We start from the raw sequence: 15017 nt of genomic DNA, 5'->3' as shown, positions 1-15017 counted from the left end.
GACCACCGAAATTATGCTATGTATTACGCCTCGGTTATTTCCACCTGTTTGGCCGACCAGTTGCCGGGCCATACTTCGGCATCCCCGGCGCGCAACTGGCGAATTTTGCCAACCGGCACATCATGGGCCAGCAAAACCGGGCCATCGGCACCGTCGCCGCCATCCGGTGTGGTTGTGGCGAAAATGCCGGTATGGCCCAAATCGGGCTCGCATGGGATGTAAACAGCACAGCCGCTGTAATTGGTGGGGTTTTGCGTGGTGTGGATCGCCGTGCCAGTGGTGCCGCACGCCGCCACAACACACATCAGTTCCACCGCGCGCGCCTTGGCACAGCTAAACACCCTATGATACCCCGATGCCTTGCCGGTCATGGAGGGGACCAGAACAAGGTCGATATTTTGTTTGGCCAGCAGGCAGGAAAGTGCGGGCATTTCGATGTCCAGGCAAATCAGAATGGCAATGCGCAAACCGCGCCATTCAAGGATCGACAGTTTTTTGCCCGGTGTCAGGTTCCAGTTATCGGGTTCCTGTTCGCCCGGTGTCAGGCTGAGTTTATCCTGCGCGATAATTTTGCCATCGGGCAAAAAGGCCAGCGCGCGGTTGGTTTGCCCGCGCCGCGGGTCATCGCCAATGTTCCAGGGCATGCTACCGGCCACCAGCATCATGTCGTGGCGGGTGGCCAGGTTGGTGGCACCATCCAGTGCGGCGGGGGCCAGGTCGGCCATCCAGGCAATTTCGTCTTCGGGGCGCAGGCCGTGGGGTTTAAAGGCCAGCCATTGTTCGCTGGCATATTCCGGCATCACAAAAATGTCGGCACCGTCGGCACGGGCCTGTTTCATTTTGCGGTCAATATGGCTAATCCAGTCGTCAATCCCGGTTAGCGACACACCCAGATTGGTGGCCCACAGGGCGATATTTACGGTGTTGCTCAGGTCATGGGGCATGGGACGTCCGCTATTTGGAGGCGGGGCAGGAATGGCAGCCGAAATACATGTGCCCGGCTGCCGGTTTGGATCTGGTGCCGCAAGGTGGCGGCAATGGGCCGTGGATCAGGTTTTCAGCTTGGTCCAGACGCGGTTGCGCAAATCACGTGCCTTGGGCGAGCAGTTTTTGCCCGGCACCAGCCGGTCTGCATATTCTTCGGGCATGTTCACCGCCGGGTCGGCTTTGAGCGCATCATCAAGAAAGGCATCCGACCCCTTAACGCCGTTCATATAGCCAGCATAGTTCGAGGCGGCAGCAGCGTTTTCGGGCTGCATCATCCAGTTAATGAATGTTTTGGCATTCTCAAGGTCTGGGGCGCCGGTTGGGATGATGAAGTGATCCGACCAGAAGCTAAGCCCTTCTTTGGGATAAACAAAAACCGCACTGGGCAGGCTTTCCTTGGTGCGGTGTGATGCGCCGTTCCATTGCATATGCATTGAAACTTCCTTGGCGGCCATGCGGTCAATTGTGCCTTCCGAGCTGTAAACCGCAATATAGGGTTTCTGCTTTTGCAAAATATCGAGGATTTGCTGCGCTTCGGCCGGGTCTTCGGTGCATTTGTCGACCCCGGCATAATAGGCAGCGGCGGCATACATTTCGACTTCATCATTCAGCGCGCCGATTTTGCCCTGGAATTCCTTGCGCGGCTCGAAAAATTCTTTCCAGCTATCATCCAGCTTTTCGCTGGCAACATCTGAATCATAGGTGAAACCGGTTGTGCCCCACAAATAGGTAACAGAATATTTGCGTTCCGGGTCGTATTTCATGGTGTCGTGCGGTTTGGCGACATTCTTGAAGTTTTCAAGGCTTTTGGCATCAAACTCGGTGGCCAGTTTTTCCTTGATCATGACATCGACCATATAGTCGGACGCCACAACAATGTCGTAACCCGACGCACCGGCTTGCAATTTCGCCAGCATGGTTTCGTTGGAATCATAAACATCCAGCGTGACTTTGATGCCGGTTTCCTTTTCGAACTTTTCAAACAGTTCGGGCGGGAAATAGTTTGACCAGTTATAGAAAAACAGCTCGCCGTCGGCTTTGGCGGCACCTGCACCAAGGCTAAGCATCGCAAAGGCCGATGCGCCCAAAAGGATAGAACGTAGTTTCATCTTAAAACTCCCTGATCGGACGGTATGATTTATGTTCTGGCATGCGGCCCGTCCCCCAACCGCACGCGTTTTAATTCGGGTAATTTGCCGGGGCAGATCGCTAGTAGCGCACCCGGTCGATCAAAAACGATATGCTGACAAAGACGATGGATATGATCAGCATCAGTGCTGAAATGGCGTTGACCTCGGGTGTAATGCCAATGCGGATCATGCCGAAAATGTAAATCGGCAAGGTGGTGGAACCAGCCCCGCCGACAAAATACGAAATCACAAAATCGTCGAGCGAGATGATGAAAGACAACATCGCACCAGACAAAATTCCCGGCCATAGCAGCGGAAATGTGATGCGTTTGAAGGCTTGCCATTCGTTGGCATAAAGGTCGTTTGCGGCTTCGATCAATGCCGGGTCCATGCCGTCAAGCCGGGCGCGAATGGGCAGATAGGCAAACGGGATGCAAAAAACCGTGTGGGCGATGATAATGCTGATCAGCCCCAGTTTGACACCAATGACGATGAAAAACAGCAAGGTCGCAATGGCCGTGACAATTTCGGGCACCAAAAGCGGCAGGGTTAACATGGCGGCAACCCCGCCTTCACCGCGAAACCGCCCGCGTGCCATGCCCATCGCGGCAAGGGTGGCGGCAAAGGTGGCAATAACGGTGGCGGATAATGCAATGATCAGCGAATTTTTCGCCGCGCGTAGCATATCGTCATTGCCCAGAACGACGCTGTACCATTTGGTGGAAAAACCGGTCCAGATGGTGGCCAGCCGGTTTTCGTTAAACGATAACACCAGCAACACAATGATCGGCAAATACAGATAGGCGAAAAAAACAATCGCCATCGGTGTAATGCCGTGAAACCGCCACAGCGGATTGGCGCGATCGACCTTCATGATGCGTCCTCCGCCATTTTTTTAAATTTCAGCGAATAAACCAGCATGGCCAGCAACACCATGGCAAGGAGAACAAAGCTAAGCGCCGAGCCAAAGGGCCAGTTACGCGCCGCCCCAAACTGGCTGCCGATCAGATTGGAAATCATCATGAATTTACCGCCGCCTAATAATTCGGGCGTGACATAGGCCCCAAGGCAGGGAATGAAAACAAGGATGGCCCCGGCGACAATGCCAGGGGCGGCAAGTGGCAAAATGATGCGCGTCATGGCCTTGCGCTTGTTCGCGCCCAGATCAAAGGCAGCCTCGATCAGGCGGTGGTCGAGTTTTTCAAGGCTGGCGTAAATTGGCAGCACCATGAACGGCAAATAGGTGTAGGTCAGCCCGATAGACACGGCATAGGGCGTATAAAGAATATCGAGCCCGCCGGTTTGAATGCCAACAGATGCCAGCAAATGATCAATCAGCCCGCCATTGCGCAACAATAACATCCAGGCGTAATTGCGAACCAGAATGTTGGTCCAGAACGGGATGGTAACCAGAAAGATAAACATGTTGCGCCGTTTTTGCGGCTGCATGGCAATGTAAAAGGCGGTGGGAAACCCCAAAATCAGGGCGAGAACGGTGGTAAGGGCCGAAAGACCAAACGAGCGGAGGAAAATTTGCAGATAGTCGGTATTGACCATCAAATTGTCCATTAAATCGCGTTCAAAAATGAACGAGACATAAGAATCAAACGAAAAATTCCCCCATTCGACCCCGCCATTAACCCCGCGTTCGAGGATCGAGACATAGGCCATTTGCACCAGCGGCAGGCCCATGAAAAAGCCGATATAAATAACGGCAGGGGCGATCAGCCAGAAGCGTTTGTGACGTGTGAATATTTCCATTGTTTAATCCACCAGCACACGAATGGCCCCTGCGGGCAGGGTAATGTCGACATTATTGCCTTTGGCAAAGGCCATTGTGCTGCCGTCGCGGTTTTGCACCCGGGCGAGCAAGGCCGTCTGGTCGTCGATGGTGATGTGATAGGTGGTGTCGGTGCCAAAATAGACCACATCGGCAATTTTGCCGCGCAAGGCGGTATTATGGGTTCCGGCGGGATGCAGGATCAGGCGTTCAGGCCGGATGCCGATGGTGGCACTTTGCGACAGGTGAATGCCGGTTTCGACATTGGCCAGGCTGACATTTTGCCCGCCCGGCAGGGCCAGCACCGCGTGCGCTCCGTTTTGTTTGATGTCGCCTTGCAAAAAGTTGCTGTCGCCAATGAAGTCAGCAACAAAGCGGTGGGTCGGGGTTTCGTAAATGTCGCGCGGCGTGCCGATTTGCAAAATTTTACCCGACTTCATCACCGCAATGCGGTCCGACATCGCCAGGGCTTCTTCCTGGTCATGGGTGACAAAAACAAAGGTAATGCCGGTTTCGGTTTGCAGACGTTTCAGCTCGATCTGCATTTCCTTGCGCAATTTCAAATCAAGGGCGGATAAAGGTTCGTCGAGCAGCAAAACCTTGGGGGCCGGGGCAAGGGCGCGGGCCAGGGCGATGCGCTGTTGTTGCCCGCCGGAAAGCTGGCTGGGCTGGCGGTCGCCAAATTGCGACAGGCGCACCAGTTCCAGCATTTCGTCGGCCCGTTTGGAGGCATCGTGGCGCGAGATATTTTGCATTTCCAGGCCAAAGGTAATGTTTTGGCGCACGGTTAAATGCGGAAACAGGGCATAGGATTGAAAAACGGTGTTAATTGGGCGTTTGAAGGGCGGCAGGTCGTTTAAAACCCGGCCTTCCAGGGCAATCTCACCGGCTGTTGTTTGTTCAAACCCGCCAATCAGGCGCAACAAGGTGGTTTTGCCGCAGCCCGACGGGCCGAGCATCGTAAAAAATTCGTTTTGAAAGATATCAACTGAAACATCGTCAAGTGCGTGGACGGCGTGCGTGCCGCTCCCAAATCGCTTGCTGACCGAGCGGGCCGAAATCACCACTTCTGACATAAAGATTTCCCTGATTTGTCAATTCTTGAGTGTATAAAGTTCCCGCCATCTTGCAACCATTCTTGTCTGTCTGGTCAGTCAGGAATGGATGCAGGGTTCTTGCGACCTCGGCTGGGCATAGTGATACGTTAATAGAAACGCCGTAAATTGGAATTGGTTTCCAAAAAATAGAGGCTATAGCAAAGTTTTACTCCTGCCTATGAAATCCGTTCTCGCGATGTGGAAGCATCGGGTGAGGGCGGTCGGTGGAGAAAGTGCTACGAGGTCGGGCGTTTTGCACAGGTGGGATTGCGCACGATTTGCCGGTGTCGCAAATGGCAAATGCCCCGGAACATGTTTTCATGTCCGGGGCTTAAGGGCTGGAGATATTTTTTTGGTGGTTTTACCCGCAGCCTAGGCGGCAGACGGGGTTACTTTTTGCAAGGCCGCAGCAATGTCGATTTCAACATACAAGCCGGACCGATCGAGTATGCCCATGCCTGCCAGCACCTTTTGGGGTTGCGGGCGCAGGCCAACCAGAAATAACCTTGTGCCGTGGCGGTTGCAGGTGGAAATGAAATGTTCGATCCGCGATGCGCCGCTGGCATCGATCATGGGCACATCATCCATGCATAAAATAAAATCACGCGGGTAACCTGCCACACTGTCGATCACGTCGGTTAAGCGGTTGGCAACGCCAAAAAACAGTGGGCCGGACAGGCGGTAAATTTCCAGATTATCGGGAATGCCATCACGCGCAATTGGCTGGTCAGACGACGCATCGGGCTGATCCTGGCGGATTAATACGCCTGCAGATGGGGAACGGGCACCGTCATCGTCGATGGCATCGTTGGCCGTGGTTTGTGAAATGATAACGCTTTCGGACATGCGGTGCATGAACAGGATGGCGGCCAGCACCACCCCGGCCTGAATGGCTACGGTTAAATCGACCATCACGGTCAGGCCAAAGGTAACGATCAACACCAGCCGGTCGCCGATTGGTCCGTGCAGCAGACGGGCGAAACGGTCAATCTCGCTCATATTCCAGGCGACAACCATCAAGACGGCGGCGAGGGCAGCCAGCGGGATGTAATCGGCCAGCGGGGCCAAAACCAGCATGAAGATCAGCAAAAACACCGCATGCAATATGCCGGAAATGGGCGATTTTGCCCCGGAGCGAATATTGGTTGCCGTGCGTGCAATGGCCCCCGTGGCCGGCAAACCGCCAAATACACCCGATGCCAGATTTGCCAGCCCCTGTGCCACCAGTTCGCAGTTCGAGCGGTGACGCCGCCCGGTCATGCCATCGGCGACCATAGCGGAAAGCAGGCTTTCGATCCCGGCCAAAAAGGCGATGGTAAAGGCGCTGGGCATCAGTTCCATGATGCGGGCTGTGGTGAAGGTGGGCAGGTGCGGCAGGCCGATATTGGCCGAAATGCCGCCAAAACGCGAACCGATGGTATCAATCGGCAGGTTGCCCGCCGCCACGATGATGGAAGCAATGGTAACGGCGATGAGGAAGCTGGGCAGTTTTGGGGCTGTGCGCCGGGCAAGGATGATTATGGCAAGTGCGCCGAGCGCAATGGCCAGATTAACCGGGTCCAGGGTCGCGCGCGCCTGCCACAGTGCCTCGATCTTGGCGATAAATTCGGCGGGCATTTCGGCCATTTGCAACCCGAACAGATCCTTGATCTGGCTGGTGAAAATGATAACGGCGATGCCCGATGTAAACCCTGTTACCACCGGTTCGGGGATATATTTGATCCAGGTGCCAAACCGTGCCAGCCCGGCAATGATCAGCATGACACCCGCCATCAGGGTGGCGATAATCAACCCGTCATAACCGTATTGGGCAATGACATTAAACACCACCACCACAAATGCGCCGGTTGGTCCGCCAATTTGAAAGCGGCTGCCGCCAAAGGCCGAAATGAAAAATCCGGCGATAATTGCGGTAATCAAACCCTTGTCCGGGCTGGCCCCGCTGGCAATGGCCAGCGCCATCGACAAGGGCAGGGCAACCACCGCGACAGTCAGGCCCGAAATTGCATCCTGACGTAAATCCGCCAGACCATAGCCTTCGCGAAAAACCGTGACCAGTTTGGGCAAAAACAAAGTCCAGCCCGAGTTTTTCTTCGCAGAAGCAGGCGCATGATGCATGGGAAAGGGTCCGATCTTGCAGGGGTGGGTGTTGTCCACTAAAAATGGTGTGGTTGATTATCGTTCTACCGCATTTAAAATGTCAATCATGCGTGTAACAAACAACCTATGTGTAATTGACATGGATGCGCGAGGACGCCTTGTGTTCGGGGGGCTCGTTTGGGTGAAAGGTGCTGATTTTGCACATTTAACCGCTTTTACGGGCACGGCTGTTGACGTGCGGTGTCTTTTCGCGCTGAAATCGTGCAACAGATTATTTTGATGAATGGATATACCCGCATGAGCAGCGCCGATTTTGCCACCCGCAGCCCTTTTGTCCATCAAGGTATTCGCCAGGTGGTGCGTGATATTACCCCGTCGCAAATTCGCGAAGTGGCGCATTTGGGCATGGGGCGGAAAAATGTTGTGCCCTTGTGGTTTGGCGAACCCGACCAGCCAACACCGGAATTTATTCGCAAAGCCGCGATGGATGCGCTGGCGGCAGGTGATACATTTTATCAACCCAACGCCGGGATCGCACCGCTGCGTGAAGCCTTGGCGGGTTATATGAACGGCCTGTACCAAACCGCGCTGACGCCCGATAACGTGATTGTCACGGTATCGGGGCTAAATGCGATTATGGTGACGTTGCAGGCGGTTTTGGCGGCGGGCGACCATTTGGTCACCACGGCACCGATCTGGCCCAATATTGTTGCCATTCCCCGGGTTTTGGGTGCGGATGTCAGCACGGTGCCATTACGGGCCGATGGCGAAAAGGGGGGCTGGCAGCTTGACCTGGACGCGTTATTTGCTGCCTGTGGCGCAAACACCAAGGTGATCTTGCTCAACACGCCCAATAACCCGACCGGCTGGATGATGCCTGCCGATGATCAGGCGCGGCTGGTGGAATTTGCCGATAAACACGGCATATGGATTATCGCCGATGAGGTTTATGCCCGCCTGGTTTATAACGGGCAGGATTGCGCGCCGTCTTTTGTGCCGTTGATGACCGAAAACCGCCGCATCATGGTGATTAACAGTTTTTCCAAGGCATGGGCGATGACCGGTTGGCGGCTGGGCTGGATCACCGCCCCCGCCGCCATTACCGGCGAGCTTGAAAAACTGATGGAATTTAACGTGTCCTGCCCGGCGGGGTTTATTCAGCAAGCGGGCATTGTTGCGCTGCACGATGGCGAGGATTTTGTCGTGTCATCGCGCAACCGTTATGCCCGGTCGCGCAAGGTGCTGGTCGAACGATTGTCAAACATGCCGCGGATAATGCTGCCCGAGGCCGAAGCCGCCTTTTATGCGTTTTTCAAGGTTGAAGGCGTGTCTGATACGCTTTCATTCGCGAAAAACCTGTTGCTGGATGAAGGCATTGGTTTGGCACCGGGCGAGGCATTCGGGCCGGAAGGGGCCGGGTATATTCGTGCCTGTTATGCGGTGTCGGAGGCACGTATTCATCAGGCGATGGACGGGCTGGAACGGTTTTTGGCGCGAAACTGATATATATTGCGTGCTGCCTACCCGATTGGTGGGCACATAAAAAATCCCCGGCACTGTATCGCGCCGGGGATTCTGCGTGAGGGCATTGCCCAACATCGTGCAAGGCGGGTTTATGTGGCCGGAGCAGGTGCCACAGCCAGACGATTGCCGACCGATGCCAGAAAATAGTCGTAAGCACGGTCGATGATGTCGTCTAGCGACCTGGTCTTGGCAAACATCTGCCGGGCGGTTGCCATAAATTCATCCCGGCTGGGCAGGTGCGGCAGATGAAACCCGGCCAGGGCATCGCTGGTGCGATCGCGGGCACTGGTAAGCACGTCCTGCAAATTATGCAGTTCCGCCCCTTGCAGAGAATTGCTGATCGCTTTGGCGATACGGTCGGAATCAAAATGGGCAGCCAGTTGTTCGGCGGCGCGGTTAATTACCTTGGTGCCAAGGCGTTGTTCGTTACGCAACACCTGTTTGGGCGGCTGTTTCAGGTCGCGCACCAGCCCGACCCACGACAGCATGCACAGGGCATAATAGGTCGGGTCATATTCCCACCAGCGAAAGCCCTGTCGCGCACTGCTTTGATAGGCGTGGTGATTGTTGTGCCATCCTTCGCCCAGGGTGAAAATTGCCAAAATCCAGTTATTGCGGGAATCATCCCCGGTGACATAGCGTTTGCTGCCGCTGACATGGGCCAGCGAATTGATCCCGAAAGTGCCGTGATAGCAGGCCACAGTGCTCCAGAAAAAACCAACAACAAGGCCGGGCCAACCGGCAATGAAAAAGCAGGCAATCGCCAGAAGGATCGCCGGGGCGGTTTCAAATTTATGCAGCCACATCAATTCGCGGTAACGGGTAAGATCGCTAACAACCGAAAGGTCTGCCTTGTCGTGCTTGCGGGCGAAAATCCAGCCAACATGGCTGTAGACAAAGCCACGATGGCGCGGGGAATGCACATCATCCACTGTGTCGGAATATTTGTGGTGATGGCGATGTTTGGCCGCCCACCACAAAACACTTTTTTGCGCAGTACTTTGGGCCAGAAATGCCAGGATAAACTGGAAAACACGGCTGGTGGCAAAAGCGCGATGGGAAAAATAGCGATGATAACCACCCGTCACGCCAAACATGCGGACCACGTATAAAACAAGGCCCAAAACGGCTGCCTGCCATGTGATGCCGGTCCAGATGGCGGCAAAACATGCCAGATGCGCCAGCGAAAACGGGATCAGGGACGGATAAATAATATCGTCGTGATGCTGTTGTGTTTCGGGTGCCGGGGCGTTGGTCGTCACAGGCATATTTTACGTTCCAATTTTAACGTTCGGAAAGTCAGACGGGGTTTTGTGTTGGAACCCCGGTTATGATCGCAGCCTTTGCAGGGGAAATCACGTGCTAGTGTAACCACTGCTGAATGGGTGATCGGGCGGCAAAGGTGCGCGCTTAAGGTAAACAACCAGATGTATATATACTCTGTTCGCGATCCCCAATTTACAGTTATGGACCCTGTCCAAAAGGCTTGGTTACAAGATGGGGCTTATAACCGTTCGACGCAATGGGAAACCGGACCCCGCGATGCGTGTTGATACCCTGCCTATGATCCATTTCACGCGGAAATTAGCGGGTTTTGCCCTAAATGAATTTTTTAGGTCATAGCGGGGGCCGCACCGGAAAATGTGGGGCCGGGGAAACCGCCGGTTTTGTTTGCCCGGGTCGTTCAGAAGCACCAGCCTGCTTCATCGGATGTTTTTTGGGTATGATCGGCCGCACGATGCTGTGTATTGTGGCACCAGAAACGCAAATTTGAAAAAAGGCAAACTTGATGGCCGCGCAGGACCTGACCCTTGAGCAACTCGCAACCCGCGCAGGCGAGGAAGCACCGGTGGAGATTAATTTCCGCCAGAACAAACTTTCCAAAATGTATCTGGCCCCGCATGTGGACGCGCTAAAAGCCGAACTTCAGCAATTGCGTACGGCATTTGATAATGGCTATAAAAACTCAGCTGAAGTGCGCAACAATCCGCGCCGGACTTATCCCAAGGGATATTGCCTTGAGATTACCAAGGGTGTGCGCGATATGCTGCAAAACCAGCTGCAAAATCCGGCCACACCGGCGATGAAAGCCCTGCGTGATTTTTGCGCCAATGGCGGCATTGCCAAGCGGGTTTGGGGAAATTTACGCAATAACTATTTCCAGAATGCCTTTCAGATGGGCAATTTATATGTTGATGTTGCCAATGACACGGTGAACCCCAGTAAACCCCAGATCGAGATTTTGCCGTGGGTGAAATCCGGTTTTTATGCCATCCGTGATTACAATATGTATGGCAAATTGGCGGAAAAATATTGGGGCGGGCAGGTTTATGCCAATCGATGTTTGCCCGAACTTTCGGTGATGTTTCCGATCCTGTTTGTGAACAGGTATGGCGAACTGGAAATGCACGCCAATTACCAGACCATCCTGTATCGCAATATGGAACAAAACTTCAAATTGTCGGAAATGTATCTGTTTAACCGTAAAAACAGCATGATCCCGCTGCCAGAACAGCATCAGGTCTTTTTGCAAAAAGAATTCGGTGCGTTGGCCGAGCCGGTTGCCGATGACGACCTGCGGGCAATTTTCGCCAATGCAAGGGCGCGCAACCTGCGTTTTGATGTCTCTCTCAGCCAGCCGTTGCTTGATACCGCACTTGAGATTGGCAAGCGGTCAAAACAGCAAGCGGTGTCATTATAATCCGGGTTATGGATAGGGGCATCTTGATTTCAGGCTTTTGGCAGGCGTGCCGTGATGTTCATCCGTTGCGCGTAAAGGGCTTCGAGGAAAATGGCTCCATCATTTTCAAGTCGGAAGAAGATTGAGGTGGGGAAATCCTGGAGGTTCCATTTTCGGAATTCTTTGTTTTCAAGCCGCGTGTGAACAGGGCAGGCTAGGAGCTTTGTGGCAATGAAGCGAATGGCGATATCGACCTGATCAACGAATTTCAGGGCAATTTCTGAACCCGCGCATGTGCGATACCCGGTGGTTATGTCAATGAGCTGGCGTTTGAAAGCCGCGCTGCGGATAATTCTGGACAGGGGGCGCTATTTAACCGCGGCCTTGCGGGCATCGGCGAGGTCATTATCGGTCCAGTCTGAATAATCGTTTTCATGCAAAGATTGAACAAGATGTGCGCGGATATCACTGCTTTCCTGCTCAAGCGTTTTCTCCATATGCCGACGCACCAGATCGCGAATAAACTCGCTTGGTGTTTCGTAAAGCGATCCCTTGCCGGTCATCTCGCCAACATAGAGTGCTAATGGATCAGGCAGCGTTGTATTCAAGCGTTTGACCATTTTTTCGCGTGTGTCTGCCATGGCGTGATTCCTTTCAACTTGTCTTTCATTCTGTCACATTTGCGCGTCAGGCGTCAATAAACGCGCGCTCAGCGCGCAATATGGGCTTGGTTTACCCATACAACAACACCCGGCAACAAGCTGCCGGGTGTTGATAAAAGCGCAATATTGTCGCCGGTTTTTCAGGTTAGATGTCAGGGAACCACGCGGCCAGGATGCCAAATTCTTCGAGCTGCTTGACGACCATTTCGGCGGCTTCTTCGGCAGTCTGGCTTGAGGTGTTTACCGTGATTTCCGGGTTTTCCGGGGCTTCATAGGGGCTGTCAATGCCGGTGAAATTGGCGATTTTGCCAGCGCGGGCTTTTTTATAAAGGCCCTTTACGTCGCGCTGTTCGCAAACTTCGATCGGGGTGTTGATAAACACCTCGATAAACTCGCCATCGTCAAGCAACCCGCGCGCCATTTGCCGTTCGCTTTTGAACGGGGAAATGAACGATACCAGCGTGATTAGCCCGGCATCGACAAACAGCTTGGCGGTTTCACCGACACGGCGGATGTTTTCCACCCGGTCAGCATCGGTAAAGCCAAGATCCTTGTTAAGGCCATGGCGCACATTGTCACCATCGAGGCTGTAAGTATGTTTGCCAAGGGCATTGAGCTTTTTTTCCACCAGATTGGCGATGGTTGACTTGCCCGCACCTGACAGGCCGGTAAACCACAGAACCGCCGACTTCTGGCCTTTCTGGGTGGCGCGCGCCTGTTTGTTAACATCCATTTCCTGCCACTTGATATTGGTGGCCCGGCGCAGCGAATGGTTCACCATCCCCGCGCCAACGGTTGCGTTGGTGTAACGGTCGATGATGATGAAGCGCCCGGTATGGCGGTTATCGTCATAGGGGTCAAATGCCAGCGCACGGTCTGCGGCGATATTGGCAATGCCAACTTCGTTTAGTTCCAGCGTTTTACCAGCCACATGTTCGAGCGTATTAACATTGACCTTGTATTTAAGCGTGCTGATTTGCGCGCCCGAAAGCTGCCCGCCCATCTTGATCAGATAGGGGCGGCCCGGCAGCATTTCGTCTTCATGCATCCAGATGATTTTGGCTTCGAACTGGTCGGCATATTCGGTGCGCGCTTCGTTTGAGGCCAAAACATCACCGCGTGAAATGTCAATTTCGTCCTCCAGTGTCAGGGTCACAGCCTGTCCGGCAATGGCTTCGTTCAGATTGCCATCAAAGGTAACGATTTCCTTGACCGTGCTGGTCTGGCCCGAGGACGAGACGACAATTTTATCACCGGGTTTGACAACACCCGACGAAACCGTGCCCGAAAAGCCCCGAAAATCCAGATTGGGGCGGTTCACCCACTGAACCGGCAGGCGGAACGGTTTTTCAATCGCTTCTTGTTCAACGGCAACCGTTTCAAGGTGACCCAACAGGCTGGGGCCGTCATACCACGGGGTGTTGGGGCTGGGCTCGATGATGTTATCGCCGCGCAGCGCCGACATCGGGATGGCCTGGATGGATTTGTAATTCAGCTGCTTGGCAAATTCGCGATATTCGCCCACGATGCGGTCAAAGGTGGCCTGATCATAGTCGACCAGATCCATTTTATTCACCGCCAGCACCACATTGCGAATACCCAGAAGCGAGGTAATGAAGCTGTGGCGGCGGGTTTGGGTTAAAATGCCTTTGCGCGCATCAATCAGGATCACGGCGACATCGGCGGTCGAGGCGCCAGTGGCCATGTTGCGGGTATATTGTTCGTGGCCGGGGGTGTCGGCGACAATGAATTTGCGTTTGTCGGTCGAAAAGAAGCGATAGGCAACATCAATGGTGATGCCCTGTTCGCGTTCGGCCTGTAGCCCGTCGAGCAGCAAGGCAAAATCAATTTCGCCATTCTGGGTGCCAACCTTGCGCGAATCCACTTCCAATGCCGCCAACTGGTCTTCAAAAATCAGTTTTGAATCCCACAACAGGCGGCCAATCAAGGTGCTTTTGCCATCATCAACGCTGCCACAGGTGATGAAACGCAGCAGGCTTTTTTCTTCCTGAGCTTTAAGATAGCCAAGAATGTCACCCGCGATCAAATCGGATTTGTGTGCCATCAGAAGTAGCCTTCCTGCTTTTTCTTTTCCATCGACCCGGCTTCATCATGGTCAATCATGCGACCCTGACGTTCGCTTGAGCGGGTCAGCAGCATTTCCTGAATGATGTCGGGCAGGGTTGCCGCCTCGGATTCAACAGCGCCGGTTAACGGATAGCAACCAAGGGTGCGGAACCGGACGGATTTCATTTCCGGCACTTCACCATCGCGCAGCGGCATCCGGTCGTCATCGACCATGATCAGGGTGCCGTCGCGTTCGACAACCGGGCGCTTGGCCGCGTAATACAGCGGCACAATCGGAATTTGTTCGAGATAGATATATTGCCAGATATCAAGCTCGGTCCAGTTCGAGATCGGAAAGGCACGGATGCTTTCGCCCTTGTTAATACGGGAATTATAAATATCCCACAGTTCAGGGCGCTGGTTTTTCGGATCCCAGCGATGGGTTTCGGTGCGGAAGGAAAACACACGTTCCTTGGCGCGGGCTTTTTCTTCGTCGCGGCGGGCGCCACCAAAGGCCGCATCGAACTTGTATTTGTTCAGCGCCTGTTTAAGCGACTGGGTTTTCATAACGTCGGTATGCACGCTTGAACCATGGGTGAACGGGCCAACGCCCTGCTTCACACCGTCCTGATTGATGTGAACAATCAGCTCGAAACCATATTGCGCGGCAACCTTGTCGCGAAATTCGATCATTTCGCGAAATTTCCACGTCGTATCGACATGCATCAAGGGAAAGGGCGGCGGGGCGGGATAAAACGCCTTGCGCGCCAGATGCAGCAAAACCGATGAATCCTTGCCGATGGAATACAGCATCACCGGGCGCTCGAACGACGCCGCCACTTCGCGAATGATATGAATGCTCTCGGCCTCTAGCTGGCGGAGATGGGTCAGATTAGGCTGCATTGTCTTTCCTGACGGTAAATAACACATTTAAAGTGTTATTGAATTAATTTCACCACTGCAAACCGGGTAATACGGATTGCGTTCCGA

The 15017-nt window shown here is 53.9% G+C and carries 12 protein-coding genes; 2 read left to right on the top strand and 10 right to left on the bottom strand.

Going from position 1 to position 15017, the window contains the following annotated elements; genetic code table 11:
• Nucleotides 1-23: 23 nt before the first annotated feature.
• The 6 genes from TMES_RS20115 to TMES_RS20090 all read right to left on the bottom strand — a co-directional run bounded on the left by TMES_RS20115 (nucleotide 24) and on the right by TMES_RS20090 (nucleotide 7112).
• Nucleotides 24-944, bottom strand: coding sequence for a nitrilase-related carbon-nitrogen hydrolase (locus tag TMES_RS20115; RefSeq protein WP_085585920.1), 921 nt, complete (start codon nucleotides 942-944; stop codon nucleotides 24-26).
• A gap of 105 nt (nucleotides 945-1049) precedes the next feature.
• Nucleotides 1050-2096 carry an extracellular solute-binding protein gene (locus TMES_RS20110; RefSeq protein WP_085585919.1) on the bottom strand — a complete coding sequence of 349 codons (1047 nt, stop codon included), beginning with the start codon at nucleotides 2094-2096 and terminating at the stop codon, nucleotides 1050-1052.
• 100 nt (nucleotides 2097-2196) lie between these two features.
• The gene (locus TMES_RS20105; protein ID WP_085585917.1) at nucleotides 2197-2991 is read right to left on the bottom strand and encodes an ABC transporter permease; all 795 of its coding nucleotides are present in this window, start codon (nucleotides 2989-2991) and stop codon (nucleotides 2197-2199) included.
• Nucleotides 2988-3878: an ABC transporter permease gene (locus tag TMES_RS20100; protein WP_085585915.1), complete on the bottom strand. Its 891-nt coding sequence runs from the start codon at nucleotides 3876-3878 to the stop codon at nucleotides 2988-2990. The genes TMES_RS20105 and TMES_RS20100 overlap by 4 nt, the downstream gene beginning before the upstream one ends.
• Before the next feature lie 3 nt (nucleotides 3879-3881).
• Complete coding sequence (locus TMES_RS20095; protein ID WP_085585913.1) at nucleotides 3882-4973, bottom strand: ABC transporter ATP-binding protein; 1092 nt, start codon at nucleotides 4971-4973, stop codon at nucleotides 3882-3884.
• Between the two features lie 393 nt (nucleotides 4974-5366).
• On the bottom strand, nucleotides 5367-7112 hold the full coding sequence (locus TMES_RS20090) for a SulP family inorganic anion transporter (RefSeq protein WP_085585911.1): 1746 nt from the start codon (nucleotides 7110-7112) through the stop codon (nucleotides 5367-5369).
• 279 nt (nucleotides 7113-7391) lie between these two features.
• Between TMES_RS20090 and TMES_RS20080 the strand changes: the two genes are divergently transcribed.
• Nucleotides 7392-8597, top strand: a complete 1206-nt coding sequence (locus tag TMES_RS20080) for a pyridoxal phosphate-dependent aminotransferase (protein ID WP_085585938.1) — start codon at nucleotides 7392-7394, stop codon at nucleotides 8595-8597.
• A 110-nt stretch (nucleotides 8598-8707) separates the two neighbouring features.
• On the opposite strand, the gene TMES_RS20075 is transcribed toward TMES_RS20080, so the two are convergent.
• Nucleotides 8708-9886: an acyl-CoA desaturase gene (locus TMES_RS20075; protein ID WP_085585907.1), complete on the bottom strand. Its 1179-nt coding sequence runs from the start codon at nucleotides 9884-9886 to the stop codon at nucleotides 8708-8710.
• A gap of 521 nt (nucleotides 9887-10407) precedes the next feature.
• Here TMES_RS20075 and TMES_RS20070 point away from each other — a divergent pair.
• On the top strand, nucleotides 10408-11319 hold the full coding sequence (locus TMES_RS20070) for a hypothetical protein (RefSeq protein WP_085585905.1): 912 nt from the start codon (nucleotides 10408-10410) through the stop codon (nucleotides 11317-11319).
• Between the two features lie 347 nt (nucleotides 11320-11666).
• Here the strand turns inward: TMES_RS20070 and TMES_RS20065 are convergent, their stop codons facing one another.
• The 3 genes from TMES_RS20065 to cysD form a co-directional block, all read right to left on the bottom strand.
• Nucleotides 11667-11939: a ribbon-helix-helix domain-containing protein gene (locus tag TMES_RS20065; RefSeq protein ID WP_085585903.1), complete on the bottom strand. Its 273-nt coding sequence runs from the start codon at nucleotides 11937-11939 to the stop codon at nucleotides 11667-11669.
• Between the two features lie 166 nt (nucleotides 11940-12105).
• The gene (gene cysN, locus TMES_RS20060; RefSeq protein ID WP_085585901.1) at nucleotides 12106-14025 is read right to left on the bottom strand and encodes a sulfate adenylyltransferase subunit CysN; all 1920 of its coding nucleotides are present in this window, start codon (nucleotides 14023-14025) and stop codon (nucleotides 12106-12108) included.
• Nucleotides 14025-14918 (bottom strand): sulfate adenylyltransferase subunit CysD, encoded by an 894-nt coding sequence (cysD, locus tag TMES_RS20055; protein WP_245835525.1) that lies wholly within the window; start codon nucleotides 14916-14918, stop codon nucleotides 14025-14027. Before cysD ends, cysN begins: the two co-directional genes overlap by 1 nt.
• Nucleotides 14919-15017: the final 99 nt, after the last annotated feature.

Origin of the sequence: Thalassospira mesophila (genome assembly GCF_002115755.1) — a bacterium.
GTDB lineage: Bacteria > Pseudomonadota > Alphaproteobacteria > Rhodospirillales > Thalassospiraceae > Thalassospira > Thalassospira mesophila.
Note: the sequence above shows the minus strand (reverse complement) of the source record. Positions and strands in the feature narration are given on the sequence as shown.

Coding starts and splice junctions, on each gene's coding strand:
- TMES_RS20115 (WP_085585920.1), bottom strand. CDS start 944: ATGCCCCATGACCTGAGCAACACCGTAAATATCGCCCTGTGGGCCACC.
- TMES_RS20110 (WP_085585919.1), bottom strand. CDS start 2,096: ATGAAACTACGTTCTATCCTTTTGGGCGCATCGGCCTTTGCGATGCTT.
- TMES_RS20105 (WP_085585917.1), bottom strand. CDS start 2,991: ATGAAGGTCGATCGCGCCAATCCGCTGTGGCGGTTTCACGGCATTACA.
- TMES_RS20100 (WP_085585915.1), bottom strand. CDS start 3,878: ATGGAAATATTCACACGTCACAAACGCTTCTGGCTGATCGCCCCTGCC.
- TMES_RS20095 (WP_085585913.1), bottom strand. CDS start 4,973: ATGTCAGAAGTGGTGATTTCGGCCCGCTCGGTCAGCAAGCGATTTGGG.
- TMES_RS20090 (WP_085585911.1), bottom strand. CDS start 7,112: ATGCATCATGCGCCTGCTTCTGCGAAGAAAAACTCGGGCTGGACTTTG.
- TMES_RS20080 (WP_085585938.1), top strand. CDS start 7,392: ATGAGCAGCGCCGATTTTGCCACCCGCAGCCCTTTTGTCCATCAAGGT.
- TMES_RS20075 (WP_085585907.1), bottom strand. CDS start 9,886: ATGCCTGTGACGACCAACGCCCCGGCACCCGAAACACAACAGCATCAC.
- TMES_RS20070 (WP_085585905.1), top strand. CDS start 10,408: ATGGCCGCGCAGGACCTGACCCTTGAGCAACTCGCAACCCGCGCAGGC.
- TMES_RS20065 (WP_085585903.1), bottom strand. CDS start 11,939: ATGGCAGACACACGCGAAAAAATGGTCAAACGCTTGAATACAACGCTG.
- cysN (WP_085585901.1), bottom strand. CDS start 14,025: ATGGCACACAAATCCGATTTGATCGCGGGTGACATTCTTGGCTATCTT.